9 protein-coding genes are annotated in these 13,984 nt (G+C 61.4%); 7 read left to right on the forward strand and 2 right to left on the reverse strand.

Translation table 11 applies throughout. From position 1 onward, the window contains the following. The first annotated feature begins 44 nt into the window (after positions 1-44). Positions 45-1,562 carry a lysine--tRNA ligase gene (lysS, locus tag HDE79_RS18390; protein WP_184604174.1) on the forward strand — a complete coding sequence of 506 codons (1,518 nt, stop codon included), beginning with the start codon at positions 45-47 and terminating at the stop codon, positions 1,560-1,562. A gap of 93 nt (positions 1,563-1,655) precedes the next feature. Here lysS and HDE79_RS18395 read toward each other — a convergent pair whose 3' ends face one another. Further along, a complete protein-coding gene (locus HDE79_RS18395) occupies positions 1,656-2,783 on the reverse strand; it encodes an acyltransferase (protein WP_184604176.1) in 1,128 nt (375 codons plus the stop codon). A gap of 100 nt (positions 2,784-2,883) precedes the next feature. Here HDE79_RS18395 and HDE79_RS18400 point away from each other — a divergent pair, with 100 nt between their 5' ends. From HDE79_RS18400 to zipA, 5 genes are all read left to right on the forward strand, one after another. After that, positions 2,884-3,183: a YciI family protein gene (locus HDE79_RS18400; protein ID WP_184604177.1), complete on the forward strand. Its 300-nt coding sequence runs from the start codon at positions 2,884-2,886 to the stop codon at positions 3,181-3,183. Then, complete coding sequence (locus tag HDE79_RS22105; RefSeq protein WP_184604179.1) at positions 3,180-3,443, forward strand: BolA family protein; 264 nt, start codon at positions 3,180-3,182, stop codon at positions 3,441-3,443. The genes HDE79_RS18400 and HDE79_RS22105 overlap by 4 nt, the downstream gene beginning before the upstream one ends. Positions 3,444-3,505: 62 nt before the next feature. Next, a complete protein-coding gene (locus HDE79_RS18410; RefSeq protein ID WP_184604181.1) occupies positions 3,506-5,074 on the forward strand; it encodes a hypothetical protein in 1,569 nt (522 codons plus the stop codon). Positions 5,075-5,180: 106 nt separating this feature from the next. Further along, positions 5,181-8,681: a chromosome segregation protein SMC gene (smc, locus tag HDE79_RS18415; protein ID WP_184604183.1), complete on the forward strand. Its 3,501-nt coding sequence runs from the start codon at positions 5,181-5,183 to the stop codon at positions 8,679-8,681. A 10-nt stretch (positions 8,682-8,691) separates the two neighbouring features. Then, a complete protein-coding gene (zipA, locus tag HDE79_RS18420) occupies positions 8,692-9,678 on the forward strand; it encodes a cell division protein ZipA (RefSeq protein ID WP_184604185.1) in 987 nt (328 codons plus the stop codon). A gap of 35 nt (positions 9,679-9,713) precedes the next feature. On the opposite strand, the gene HDE79_RS18425 is transcribed toward zipA, so the two are convergent. After that, positions 9,714-12,974 (reverse strand): PAS domain S-box protein, encoded by a 3,261-nt coding sequence (locus HDE79_RS18425; RefSeq protein ID WP_184604186.1) that lies wholly within the window; start codon positions 12,972-12,974, stop codon positions 9,714-9,716. 265 nt (positions 12,975-13,239) lie between these two features. Between HDE79_RS18425 and HDE79_RS18430 the strand changes: the two genes are divergently transcribed. Next, the gene (locus HDE79_RS18430) at positions 13,240-13,968 is read left to right on the forward strand and encodes a YoaK family protein (RefSeq protein ID WP_184604188.1); all 729 of its coding nucleotides are present in this window, start codon (positions 13,240-13,242) and stop codon (positions 13,966-13,968) included. Positions 13,969-13,984 lie beyond the last annotated feature (16 nt).

A 13,984-nucleotide genomic window follows, 5' to 3' on the forward strand; every position in this document is an offset into this window, starting at 1 on the left:
AACGTCCGCCGCTCGGCGTGCGCGCCGGCAGCAAGGGAATCCCCATGAGTGAACCGACTGACACCCCACCCATCGACGAAAACAAGCTGATCGCCGAGCGTCGCGAGAAACTGACAGCGCTGCGCGGGCAGGGCATTGCGTTCCCGAACGATTTCAAGATCGACAGCTTTGCTGGCGATCTGCAGACCGAGTTTGCCGACAAGGACGTTCAGACGGCCGAAGTGATCGAGGCGGCGGCGCGGCGGGTGAAGGTAGCTGGCCGCATCGTGCTCAAGCGCGTGCAGGGCAAGGTCAGCTTCGTGCAGCTGCAGGATTATACTGGCCGCATCCAGCTGTTCATCCACCAGGGCACGGTGGGCGAGACCTACGAAGCGTTCAAGGGTTGGGACGTCGGTGACATCATCGGCGCCGAAGGCGTGCTGATGCGCACCAAGACCGGCGAGCTGTCCGTGCGTGCCGACAGCATCCGCCTACTGACCAAGAGCCTGCGTCCGTTGCCGGACAAGTTTCATGGCTTGGCCGACGTGGAACAGCGCTATCGCCAGCGTTACGTCGATCTGATCGTCACCGAAGAAGCGCGACGCACCTTCGTGACGCGCTCAAAGATCATCGGTTTCATGCGCCATTGGCTGGAGGCTGCGCCGCGTCGCTTCATGGAAGTCGAGACGCCGATGATGCACGTGATTCCCGGCGGCGCCACGGCGAAGCCGTTCATCACGCATCACAACGCATTGGATATGGATCTGTATCTGCGCGTGGCGCCGGAGCTTTATCTAAAGCGGCTGGTGGTCGGTGGCTTCGACCGCGTCTACGAGATCAATCGCAACTTCCGCAACGAGGGCGTGTCGACCCGGCACAATCCCGAGTTCACCATGCTGGAGCTGTACCAGGCGTACGCCACGTACCACGAGATCATGGATATCACCGAGTCGGTGATCCGCGATACCGCGCAGAGCGTGCTCGGTACCACTCACCTGACCTGGGACGGCGCCGAGATCGACGTCGGCCCGGCGTTCCGCCGCTGGCGCATGGAAGACGCGGTGCTGGAGAACAATCCCGAGATCAAGCGTGAAGAGCTGCGCGATCGCGAAGCGATGGCAGCGCACGCGAAGCGGCTGCACGTGCAGGTGAAGCCCGGTTACGGCTGGGGCAAGCTGCTGCTGGAGATTTTCGAGAAGACCGTCGAGCACACGCTGATCCAGCCGACCTTCATCACCGATCACCCGGTCGAGGTGTCGCCGCTGGCGCGCGAGAGCGACACCGACAAGGGCATCACCGACCGCTTCGAGTTGTTCGTCAACGGCAAGGAGCTGGCGAACGGTTTTTCGGAGTTGAACGATCCGGAGGATCAGGCCGCACGCTTCCAAGCGCAGGTCGACGCCAAGGATTCCGGCGACGATGAAGCCATGCACTTCGACGCCGACTACATTCGCGCGCTCGAAGTTGGCCTGCCGCCCACCGGCGGCCTGGGCATCGGCATCGATCGATTGGTGATGCTACTGACCGGATCCGCATCCATCCGCGATGTGTTGCTGTTCCCGTACATGCGCCCAGAGGCCTGAACGCCATTCCCAGAGCCATCGCCGTGCGTCTCTACGGCACCGCGATGCGCGCCGGTTCGGAGACATGCTCCCGCACGGCGGCCATGCGCTGCGTTACATAGCGTCCTCGCGTACCTGGCCAATCAGCAGGAACCTGCTGCGCTTCAGCCGCAGGAACGGCTTCTCGACCAGTTGATAGGTCGTCGCCGAAACCAGCAACGTGGCGCCGGCCATGTAGATGAACAGCATGAAGTTGGGCAGATACTCGGCCAGCTGTGCATCGGACGGCTGAATGTTCAGTCGCAGCACGAGCATAACGATAAACACGGCGTGCCATAGATAGATCGAATACGACCACAGACCGATCCGATGCAGCAGCGGATTGACTACCAACTTGCGGAAAGCCGGTTGCAGGTCAATTACTGCGATCAGGAATACCGCCCATAGGATCGACAGGTACAGGTAATGCTTGTACCAGTGCACGAACTGCCATACGCCGAACAGGCGCAGGCCGCGAAGCGTGATTGCATCGAGCAGCACCAGCGAACCAAGTGCGGCGAGTGTGCCCAGCCAGAGGCGCTTCTTCCCGTCCATGCCGCGCAACGCGGCGCCGTGGCGGTGGTGCAGCCAAGCCGCCGCGATGCCCACAGCAAATTGAGGCCAGCGGCCCAGCAGAGAGTTGCGCTGGGCGCTCCAGAACCCAGTTGCCGCCGGTGAGGCGATTTTCAGATAGCAGAAGCAAAGGCACGCCAGCGCGGCCACGAGCACCATGCGCCCCCACCGCTGGCGGGCCAGCCAGACCAGGATTGGCAATGCCAGGTAGAACTGGACTTCGACGACCAGGCTCCACCAGACGATGCCGAACGAGCCCATCGCAGCGAGGCCGATGCCCCGGAACACGGCCGCATGCAGTGCTGTCTGCCAGTCTCCACTCCAGGCCGCGCCGGCCAACACCAAGAGGTAGTACATAGGCAGGATGCGCAGTGCGCGATTCCCGAAAAACTGCCCGAGCGCAAGCGGGCTTCCGCGAAAAAAAGGCAGCGACAACAGAAAGCCGCTCAGGACGAAAAACAGATCCACCCCCGTGCTGCCGCCGAACAGCAGGGCCGTGGCGAAATGAGCGTGCGGGTTAGGCGCATAACCGCGCAGTGAGCCGAGGAAGTGGTAGAAGAAAACCAGGGTGATGGCGATGCCGCGCAGCGATTCGCACTCGCTCAGCCGATCGTGCCGATCATCGGTCATGTTCAAGCAATTCCTTCATGCAAGGTCGGCCGATGGGCTTACGCCGGGGCGATTTCATCTAGAATCTGCAGATTCTACCTGCTACGCGAGTCTGTCCATCATGTGGTACGCGATCATCGCGGAAGATCATCCCGGCTCGCTGGAGCAGCGCTTGGCCGTACGCCCGGCGCATCTCGACCGCCTCAACGCTCTGCAGGACCAAGGCCGCATGCTACTGGCAGGCCCGTTTCCGGCGATCGAGTCGGAGAACCCCGGCCCGGCAGGCTTCACCGGCAGTCTGATCGTCGCCGAGTTCCCATCGCAGGACGAAGCAGAAGCTTGGGCAGGAGCCGATCCCTACGTGGCTGCTGGCGTCTATGCTCGCGTGACGGTCAAGCCATTCCGCAAGACGCTGCCGTGAGCGCGGCCGTGGTCGAAGAGATCCGCCGGCGGCTTGCGGAGGCGTTGCTTCCCGTCGTGCTGGAGGTGTTCGACGAAGGCCACAAGCACGCCGGCCATGCGAACGCGGGCAAGGGCCACTACCACGTACGCATCGTCAGTGCCGCGTTCGCTGGCATGCTACCGCTGAAGCGCCATCGCACGGTCTATGCAGCGCTCGGTGGGTTGATGGACAACGGCATCCACGCGTTGTCAATCGACGCCCGTGCGCCATCGGAGTGATCGCATGCCGTGTCGCTCACAGCTGGTCCCATGCAGGAGTTAGCTGCCCGGGTATTGCGCACATGAATCCGCCGGCCGCACTTGCGCCGGCATGGTGGCAGCCATCCTCCAGGCAGGTTCGCTGGCTCGCGTGGCTGGCGATGTGCTGCTTCATCGCCTTCTATGCCTGGTACGTCGTTGCCCGCAGCGACTTCGACAACGAGGACCTCAAGAATTTCCTGCAGATGCGGACGTCGAGTTTCTGGCAGTTCCTGCTGATGTCGACCAACGTGCATTTTGTGCCGGGACACCGGCTGCTGACCTGGCTGTCCTATTCGATCGCGCCGATGAGCTTCGTGTTCGCCGTCGGCCTGCTGATGCTTTTTCAGTTGGGTTCGGCGACCTATCTGTACCGCATTCTCGGTTTCATGCGGATTGGCAGTGGCCAGCCACTGTGGCTGGCGATCTACTGCTGTTCCAATCTGGTGGTGTTCGGGCTGATTTGGTGGGCACACGCGCAGCATCGCGCCCCATACGTGTTCCTGGATCTATGCGCGATCCACTACTACCTGGTCTGGTTGCGCCAGGGTGGCCGGCGCCAGCTGGTGTGGCTCGGGTTGGCCTATCTCGGCGCGTTGTGCTTCTACGAGAAGGCTGTGCTCATCCCACTGCACATGCTGGCTTTCGGTCTGCTGCTACACCCACGCGACTTTTTCAGGCCACTGTTGCGCAAGGTCTGGCCACCGTTGATTCTGTTGGCGCTGTCTGCCGGTTATGTCCTCGTCTATCTGGCCACCCATCAGTCCCATCTGCAAGAGGAATTCCACCAGCTGATCGGGGCGCTGCCCGATACCGCCCTGCGCGCACATCTAAATAGCCTGACCCCCGCAGGCGTTCAGGTCGAACTGGCGCAGCGAGCCTTCAGCAGCGAATGCGGGTTCCTGAAGATGCTGGCCTCGTCGGTGACCGGGCTCGGCGTTGAAGGTGACTGGGACGTTCCCAGGCACGGCCTTTCAGTGCGGCTAGTCCTGATCGCTGCGCTTTACCTGTTGCTGGCTGGCTGGACGGTGTGGAGGGTACGCGACGGCTGGAAGCTGATACTGGCCATGCTGGTCGTTGCTGGCACGGATTTCCTGCCGCTGGCGCTGTCCGATCGCGGCACGATTTTGGGCGACATGATCTTGCACCAGTACCGTTACTACTACGAAGAGCTGCACCTGCTGGTGATCTTTGGCGGCCTGTGGACGATGCGCGTGCTGGCCAATTGCCCCTCACCGCAGGAAAAGTCCCAGCTGCGACTGCTCGCCAGTCTTGTGCTGCTGTGCTACGCATCCTTGAATGTGGTGAACCTGTGGCACGCGGGGCAGCGCTCGTCAGGTTCGATGCTGTCGTATTACCGGGCGACCCATGCGTACATGGCGCATTTGCGGCACGACCTATCGCGCCTCCACCAGCCGGCTCCCGTCTTCGAAAACAGCGCAGTACCTGGTTACCTGTCGGTGTTCGGCCTTGTCCGCGATACCCGGATGCTGGTGCCGCTGTTCGTTCCGGACAGCCGCTTCGACGTAGATGCCCCAGTCCGCTATCGCATTCGCGACGATGGCCACGTGGAACGGCTTGAGCGGAACAATCCGTCACCAGGCAGGGGCTGAGGCGGGGTCGCCGGGTTCCGGCAACCCGCTCAGGCACTTTCCGGTCCTGGAATGTGGGAAATCTGCCGTGCCTTATACTGTCACGATCTGTTGACCGAAGTCCCGTATGCGCCTGAGCACGATCAAACTCGCCGGTTTCAAGTCCTTCGTGGACCCGACCACCCTGCACCTGCCGAGCAACATGATCGGTGTGGTTGGTCCGAACGGCTGCGGCAAATCCAATATCATCGACGCGATCCGCTGGGTGATGGGCGAGAGTGCAGCCAGCCGTCTGCGTGGCGATTCGCTGACCGACGTGATCTTCTCCGGCTCCAACACGCGCAAGCCGGTCGGTCAGGCGACGGTCGAACTGATCTTCGACAACAGCGATGGCTCGGTCCAGGGCGAGTACGGCCAGTACGCAGAGATCTCGGTAAAACGTCAGGTCACCCGCGATGGGCAGTCCGCTTACTACTTGAACGGCACACGCTGCCGCCGCCGCGATATCACCGATCTGTTCCTTGGCACGGGCCTTGGTCCGCGCAGCTACTCGATCATCGAGCAGGGCATGATCAGCCAGATCATCGAAGCGCATCCGGAAGAACTACGCACGCATCTGGAAGAGGCCGCCGGCATCTCCAAGTACAAGGAGCGCCGCAAGGAAACCGAGAGCCGCATCAAGGCCACCCGCGAAAATCTCGATCGTGTGCGTGACGTGCGCGACGAGGTCGACAAGCAACTCGATCACCTCAACCGCCAGGCCCGCGCGGCCGAGCGCTGGAAGGCGCTGAAGGAAGAGCAGACGCGTAAGGAAGCCGAGCTACGTGCGCTGGAATACCGTGGCCTGAAAAGTCAGCACGATGGCGAAGGTGCTGATCTATCGGCCGCCGAAACCGAAATCGAAAAGCAGCTCGCCGGCCAGCGCCAGATCGAAGCGCAGCTGGAAACCGTGCGCGAGCGCCACACTGGCGCCAGCGAACATCTGAACAGCGTCCAGGCCGAGGTCTACAAGGTCGGCGCCGAGATCGCCCGCGTCGAGCAGCAGGTTCGCTACAGTCGTGAAACAGCCGATCGTCTGCAGCGCGCGCATGTCGATGCCGAGCGCGAGCATGACGAGCTGGCCACACATATCAGCACCGATCGTGCACAGGTCGAAACCCTGCGCACCGCACTGGCCGAAGGCGAACCGAAACTCGAAGCGCTACAGCAGCTGCAGGACGATACCGCCGAAGCCCAGCGTGATACAGAAACCAAGCTGGCCGACTGGCAGCAGCGCTGGGACAGCCACACGCGCCATGCCGGTGAGTCCAGCCGGGCGGCCGAAGTCGAGCGGACCAAGCTCAATTATCTGGACCGGCAGGGCATCGATCTTTCCAAGCGCCGCGAAGCGCTGGAAGCCGAGCAGAAGGCGACCGATGTTGCCGCTCTCGATGTGGCCGGCGAGCAGTTGCATGCCGATCATGACACCCAGCGCGAACGCGTCGAAACGCTAGGCAGTCTGCTCGATCAGCACAAGCTCAGCCACGAAAAGGTGCTCGACGAAGAGCGCCAGGTGCAGTCGAGCCTCAATGAAGCACGGCAGCAGCTGCAATCGGCCCGCGGTCGCCACGCCTCGCTCGAAGCGCTACAGCATGCGGCGCTGGGGCAGGAAGAAAGTGCCGCCAGTGGATGGCTGGCTCGCTTGGGATTGAACAAGTCGCGTCGATTGGGCGAAGCGCTGCAGGTCGATGCGGGTTGGGAGTCCGCCGTCGAAACCGTGCTCGCTGGCTTGCTTGATGGTGTACTGGTCGACAGCCCGCTCGGTCTGGTCTCGGAATTTGGCAGCCTCGGTGAGGCCGATATCGCGCTTCTTGCTTCTGTCGATGGCGGGCAGGGCACGATCGATACGTTGGCCGCTCGGGTGCGTGGTCCAGCTGCTGCATTGCAGTTGTTGGCCAGCGTGCAGACGGCCGAAACGCTGGAAGAGGCCAGCCGGCGCGTTGCTACGCTGAGCCCATATCAATCCATCATCACCCGCGATGGCGACTGGTTGGCGCCGCAATGGGTGCGCGTGCGTCGCGCACAAGGTAATCAGGTCGGCGTGCTGGCACGCGAGCGCGAATTGCGCCTGCTGACCGAACAGATCGCCACACTCGAAGCGCAGCTTGAGGAAGACGGCGAACGGCTGGAAACATTGCGCACCGGCAAATTCGAGGTCGAGCGCGCCCGTGACGACGCCCAGCGTGAGCTGTACAACGCGCATCGCAAGCAGTCGGAGCTGGCCGGTCAGCTGCAGAGCCATCGCGGCAAGCTGGAAACTGCCCGGGCTCGCGCCGCCAAGGTCAACGACGAACTGAACGACCTGGCCAACCAGATCGACGAATTGCAGGGCCAGACCCGCGAGGCGCGCGCACGACTGGATGAATCTGTCGGCCTGATGGGCGATCTGGAAGACCAGCGGCGTGAGCTGGAGAACGAGCGGCGCACGCTGCTCGAAGCGCGTGAGGAAGCTCGTATGAATGCGCGCGAGGCGGCTGACCAGTCGCACGCGCTTGCCCTGGGCCTGGAATCGCGCCGTTCGGCGCTGGCCTCGCTGGAGCAATCGTTGGGCCGCATGGACACGCAGCTGGCGCAGATTGCCTCGCGTCGTGCCGACATCATCGAACAGCTGGCGGCTGGTTCCGACCCGATCGCGGAGCTCGAAGCCGAGCGTCAGACCTACCTCGATCAGCGCCTGCTGGTCGACAAGCAACTGGTGGAAGCCCGCCGTGCGCTTGAAGATTGCGATAGCGAGTTCCGCCGTCTCCAACAGGAGCGTCAACGCGCCGAGCACGGGCTGAGCGCATTGCGCGAAGGTCTGTCGCAGAAGCGCCTTGCTGCGCAGGCGTTGCAGATGCGCGCTGAGCAACTGGCCGAAGCGATCCGTGAATCCGGCCTTGAACTGGAAACGCTGCTGGCCGAACTGGCCGACGACATCGACGCGAATCAGTGGCGCCAGCAGCTCAGCGAACTGGGCCAGAAGATCGTGCGGCTGGAACCAGTCAACCTCGCCGCCATCCAGGAACACGCCGAACAGAGCGAGCGCAAGACCTATCTTGATAACCAGCTCGCCGACCTGGTCAGCGCGATGGAGACGCTGGAAGGTGCGATCAAGAAGATCGATCGCGAGACCCGCCAGCGCTTCAAGGAAACCTTCGACAAGGTCAATGCCGGCGTGCAGGAGCTGTTCCCGCGGCTGTTCGGCGGCGGGCACGCCTATCTGGAGCTGACCGGCGACGACCTGCTTAATACTGGCGTGGCGATCATGGCGCGGCCACCGGGCAAGCGCGTCTCCAATATCACCCTGCTGTCAGGTGGCGAGAAAGCACTGACAGCGGTTGCGCTGGTGTTTGCCATCTTCGGCCTCAACCCGGCACCGTTCTGCCTGTTGGACGAGGTCGACGCGCCGCTGGACGAAGCCAACGTGGGTCGCTTCTCCAGCCTGGTGCGCGAGATGAGCGAAAAAGTGCAATTCATCTTCATCAGCCACAACAAGGCCACCATGGAAGCCGCCACCCAGCTTTGCGGCGTGACTATGCGGGAGCCGGGCGTGTCGCGACTGGTGCAGGTGGATCTCGCGGAAGCAGCTAAACTCGCAGGCGCTGCCTGAGGACATCCTGATGACCATGCAACCCGTGCTCGCCTTTGCCTGGAACCCCGCTGTCGGCATTCCGCTGCTGATCGTCGGCATCATCGTACTGGCCCTGATCTGGCTGTTCGGTCAGCCGAAGAAGGAGCAGGGCAAGCGACGCGTGATGCCGACGCCGCACGCCGGCGAACGACGCGAACCCACGCTTGGCGATGACGCCGACGGTAACGAGCTCTCGTTCAGTGCGCGCGACTCGTCCTATGACGACGCCTTCAATACCCCGATCAAGCCGAAGCAGGGCGAGCTGGATGTCGGCATGCGCGAGGAACTGGAGCGTCTGGGCGCCACGTTGTCGGGCGAGCGCCCAAGCGTCAAGCCGGCATCGCGGCTGGTGGGGCACGCGGCCTCGATTGTCGATGCGCTGCGCGCACCCAGCACTCCCGATGAAGCGAAGCATGCCGTGACGCAGCCTGAAGCGGCTGCGCCGGAACCGGTATCGGCACCACCCGTAGCAGCACCGACGCCGAAAATCCCGCCCCGCTCCGACCTTGGCCGACGTCCGGCGCAGCTGGCGGTCGAACGCATCGTTACCTTGTTCGTGGTGGCACGCGAAGGTGAGCATTTCAACGGGCCAAACATGGTTGTGGCTGCTGAAAAGGCCGGCCTCGAGTTCGGTGATATGGGCATCTACCACCGGCTGCTTGATGGCAAGCGTGAGCTTGGTCCGATCTTCAGCGTGGCCAATATGCTCAAGCCGGGCAATTTTGATCTGGGCCGACTCGATGCACTGCGTACGCCAGGCGTGAGTTTCTTCATGACCTTGCCGGGTCCGCTGTCCGCGCTGGATGCATGGGATGCGATGCTGCCGACCGCGCAGCGCCTGGCCGAGCTGCTCGATGGCCATGTGCTGGACGAGGAGCGCAACGCGCTCGGTCGTCAGCGGATAGCGCATATCCGCGATCAACTGCGTGGCTGGGACCGCGATCACGAAGGCAAGGAAATCATCTTCGGTCGCTGAGTTTCGCCAGGCACGGCGGGCCGCCAGCGGATCGACTAGCCAGATACTGACAAGGCGTCGATGGCACCAAGCAGCGCATCTGCTCCGTAGGGTTTGAGTATGGATGCCGTGCGCGAATCTTTCTGGATGTCACCGATATCCAGGCGTCCCGTAGCGAACAACACAGGCAGGTTGGGCGATAGCGCCCTCAGCCGATGTACCAGTTCGATACCCGAAGCATCCGGCAAGCCGATATCCGTCAGCAGCAAATCGACGCGCTGCTCGCCATGAATCCGAACAGCCTGGGCGGCATTATCGGCTTCCAGCACGCTATGACCGCGGGACTCAAGCATCTCGGTAACGCTCATGCGAATCAATTCATCATCCTCGCATAGCAGAATCTGTAGCGGCCGGGCGACCTGTGGCTGCAATCTGCGAGTGGCAGTATTTCCCGGGTGTGGCGAGCCAGGCGCCGACGCCGCGTTGCGCTTCTGCTGGCTGTCCAGTACCTGGCGAAGCTTTCGCGCCAAAGCTTCGTGCGTGTAGGGCTTGCTCAGCAGCTCGACGCCCTCGTCCAGGCGGCCACCGTGCACGATGGAATTTTCCGCATAACCCGAGGTGAAAAGTATCGCCAGATGCGGCAGGCGGTGGCGTATCTGGCGCGCCAGCTCAGGGCTCTTCAGCTCGCCCGGCATCACCACGTCGGTAAACAGCAGATCGATGGTGACGCCGCTATCGATGATGGTAAGCGCGCTTTCGGCATCCTTCGCCTTCAGCACGCGATAGCCAAGCTCATCCAGCAACGCAACCACGGTATCGCGTACTGCCTCATCGTCCTCGGCCACCAGAATCGTTTCCTGGCCGCCGGTGATCGGGCCGGATTCCTGGTCGATGCCCCGATCCTCCGGCTGCGTCGAACGCGGCAGATACATCTTGATCGCGGTGCCATGATCCGGTTCGCTATATATCTTGACGTGGCCACCGGACTGCTTCACGAAGCCGTATACCATCGACAGGCCCAGACCGGTACCGCGGCCCTCCGGCTTGGTAGTGAAGAAAGGTTCGAAGACTTTTTCGACGATGTCAGATGTCATGCCGCAGCCGGTGTCGCTGACCGCAATCATCACGTACTGGCCGGGGCCGGCTTCAGAATGCTGGTACGAGTAGGCTTCATCGAGTGATGCGTTTCCCGCTTCGATAGTCAGACGTCCTTGGCCATCCATCGCATCGCGCGCGTTGAGTGCGAGATTCAGCAGTGCGTTTTCAACATTGCCCGGATCAATCAGAGTGTTCCAGAGTCCGTCCGCAATCACCGTTTCCAGCTCGATGCCTTCGCCCAATGATCGCCGCAGCAGATCATCGAGATCGCGAATAAAGCGGGCGACGTTGACGACCTTCGGCGCCAGTGGTTGGCGTCGTCCAAACGCCAGCAACTGCGAGGCGAGCTTAGAACCGCGCGTTACGCCAGCCATCGCATTCTGCACGCAGCGCTCAGCGCGATCGTTACCGGCTACATCGTTGCTCAGCAACTGCAGATTGCCGCTGACGACCTGCAGAAGATTATTGAAGTCGTGCGCGATGCCACCGGTGAGGTTGCCGATCGATTCCATTTTCTGGCTCTGGCGCAGCGCGTCTTGGGTCTTGATCAATTCGGCCGTGCGCTCGATGACGCGCTCTTCCAGCGTGGCGGCAAGATTGCCAAGCGCCGCTTCCGCCACCTTCTGATCATCGATGTCGGTGCTGCTGCCAATCCAGCGCTCGATTTCGCCATCGCGATTGGTGATGGGAACGGCGCGCGCGAGGTGCCAGCGGTACATCCCATCGTGGCGACGCAGCCGTAGTTCAGTCTGGTAGTTCTCGCCTGTGGTGCGTGCCTTGAGCATGGCCTGCATCGTCGGATTGACGTCTTCCGGGTGAACGATGCGGAACCAGTCTTCACCCTCCAGTGAACCCCACTCAACCCCTGCGTAGGCATAGACGCGATCGTTGAACCATTCAATCTTGCCATCGTCGGACGTGGTCCAGACGTGATTGGGCATCGACTGGGCGAGCGTGCGGAAGTGAATTTCACTCTCACGCATGGCATCTTCGGCGGCTTTACGTTCGGAGATTTCCACAAATAGCACAGCGAAGCGCTGATCATCCACCTTGCGCGCACGCGCTTCGAACCAGCGATTTTCCAAAGTGGGTATATGGACTTCCATCTGGGTGGATTCGCCCGACTCAAGCACCAGCGCGTAGGCGTCGATCACCGATTCGGGAAGGTTGGGAACAAGTGCACGGATGGATTGACCCATGGAAGACCGGATATTCAGCCCGGACTGTTTTTCAAAGGCGGGGTTGAGTTCGGTGATGAGGAAATCGACCATACGTCCGGCAGCATCGCGCACAGCCTCGCCGACAAAAAACCCCTCCTGCATTTCCTCGAACAGGTTGCGCCAACGGACTTCGCTCTCGACCACGGCCTCTTCGGCTTTTTTGCGGTCGGTAATATCCATCGCGATACCGATGTAATGCAGTCGATCCGACCCATCCAGCACCAGCGTTTCACCCCGACGCGCAATCCAGCGGATCTCGCCGGTTTTCGGATCGACGCGTCGGAATTCGGAATAGCTGAGTGGGTTGGGCAAATCCAGGCGGTTCGGGCCTATCGCATGACGGTCATCGGGATGCACCAGGCTGATCAATAACGTATCAGTGACGTCTTCGTTCGGACCCACGCCCCATACCCGCCGGTACTGATCGGAAACTTCCAGACGACCGGCTTCCGGATACCACTCGAACGTACCCACACCGCCGGCTTCCTGCGCAATGCGAAGGCGCTGTTCAGCCTGAAACTGCTGGGTGGTATCCCTGATCAGTGCCAGTACGCCGGCCGGTACCCCATCGGCGCCGACCACTGGGCTGTAAAGAATGTCGAGCCACAGATCCGCCGGTTCGTCGGGGTGCATCAGCACCATGTGCTGGTTGCGGTAAGTAAGGTTGATGCCGGTCAGCACTTGCTCCATCGCATTCGCGGTGAAGTCAGCCACTTCCGGCCAGCCATCGCGCACGGTCTTGCCCAGTAACGCAGGATGCCGGGTGCTGGCGATCTTGCTGTAGGCATCGTTGTAGATCAGGTAACCCTGTTTACCCCACATGAGAGTCATCGGCAAATCACAGCGCAGGATCAGCGCCGTTGCCATCTTCAGCGACTCGGGCCAGTGCTCGATTTTGCCCAGCGGGGTTTTGCTCCAGTCGAACGCGCGAATCAAGCCAGCCGTTTCGGAGCCTTCGCCAAGAAACGGAAAATGATCGATAGCAGTGGTATCAGTCATAAGGGCCAAATCACAAAATGATGATGCTGAAAGGAAACAAGTGATCGAATTTTAACGGGGTGGTCCGCACTAATGGCGCAATGGACATTGCCCGCTCCCAAGTATCGCTTCCGATAGTTGCAGAGAAAGACGCCGCTGTGCCTGCCTTGCATTTGATCATGCGCCAATCCGGCGCAAAAAAGCCTCGGCGTTGAGCGTCACGTATTTGATGTGTCAGTCTTGTTTCATTAGCTTTTATTTCGCGCCGCATCAGTGAGCCATTACCGTGAAGACCTCGATCCAGGCACTTGTTCGCAAGCTCAGAGCCCGCCGTGGTGCGGCGGTTTTGAACCCCGGGGAAACCATCGGCGTAGCGATGCTGCTGAGTGGGGCGGGCGGCTTTCTGGATGCATTTACCTGGCTCGGTCACGGCGGCGTATTTGCTAATGCGCAAAGCGGCAATGTAGTGCTTCTCGGTATTTACGCGGCGTCGGGTCAGTGGGATAAATCGCTGCGTCATGTGCCGCCGATCGTCGCGTTTTTTGTGGGTGTATTCGTGGCCTTTCGACTGCGCGCGCACGAGTCGCGCAGCGCCCGGCAGCGCTCGGCGCTATTAAGTCTTTCGATTGAAATCGTCTTTCTGCTGGTGGTGGCCGCGTTGCCACGCAATTTTCCGGATATTCCCATCGTGCTTGGCGTGGCCTTTGTGGCCGCACTGCAAAGTACCAGCTTCGCCAAGGTCGAAGGATCGCCATACAGTTCGGTGATGACGACAGGCAACCTGCGCCGAACCGCCGAATTATTGTTTGCCGGAATTTTTCCGCCGCGCGACGCGGTGGCACTGCATCAGTCGCGCATTTTCATGATGGTCTGCTCGAGCTTTGCCATGGGCGCCTGCGCAGGCGGGTTGGCCACTGCCAAACTCGGCAACCTTTCGGTATTGCTGCCGGCATTGGCGCTTTTGCTGGCACTTGTTCGCTGTATCGATAAACGTCGCGATGAATCGAGCGGCTGAAAGTTCCGATCGCTGT

The organism is Rhodanobacter sp. MP1X3 (assembly GCF_014207165.1).
Lineage (GTDB): Bacteria > Pseudomonadota > Gammaproteobacteria > Xanthomonadales > Rhodanobacteraceae > Rhodanobacter.

Coding starts and splice junctions, on each gene's coding strand:
- HDE79_RS18395 (WP_184604176.1), bottom strand. CDS start 2,783: ATGACCGATGATCGGCACGATCGGCTGAGCGAGTGCGAATCGCTGCGC.
- zipA (WP_184604185.1), top strand. CDS start 8,692: ATGACCATGCAACCCGTGCTCGCCTTTGCCTGGAACCCCGCTGTCGGC.
- HDE79_RS18400 (WP_184604177.1), top strand. CDS start 2,884: ATGTGGTACGCGATCATCGCGGAAGATCATCCCGGCTCGCTGGAGCAG.
- smc (WP_184604183.1), top strand. CDS start 5,181: ATGCGCCTGAGCACGATCAAACTCGCCGGTTTCAAGTCCTTCGTGGAC.
- HDE79_RS18425 (WP_184604186.1), bottom strand. CDS start 12,974: ATGACTGATACCACTGCTATCGATCATTTTCCGTTTCTTGGCGAAGGC.
- HDE79_RS18410 (WP_184604181.1), top strand. CDS start 3,506: ATGAATCCGCCGGCCGCACTTGCGCCGGCATGGTGGCAGCCATCCTCC.
- lysS (WP_184604174.1), top strand. CDS start 45: ATGAGTGAACCGACTGACACCCCACCCATCGACGAAAACAAGCTGATC.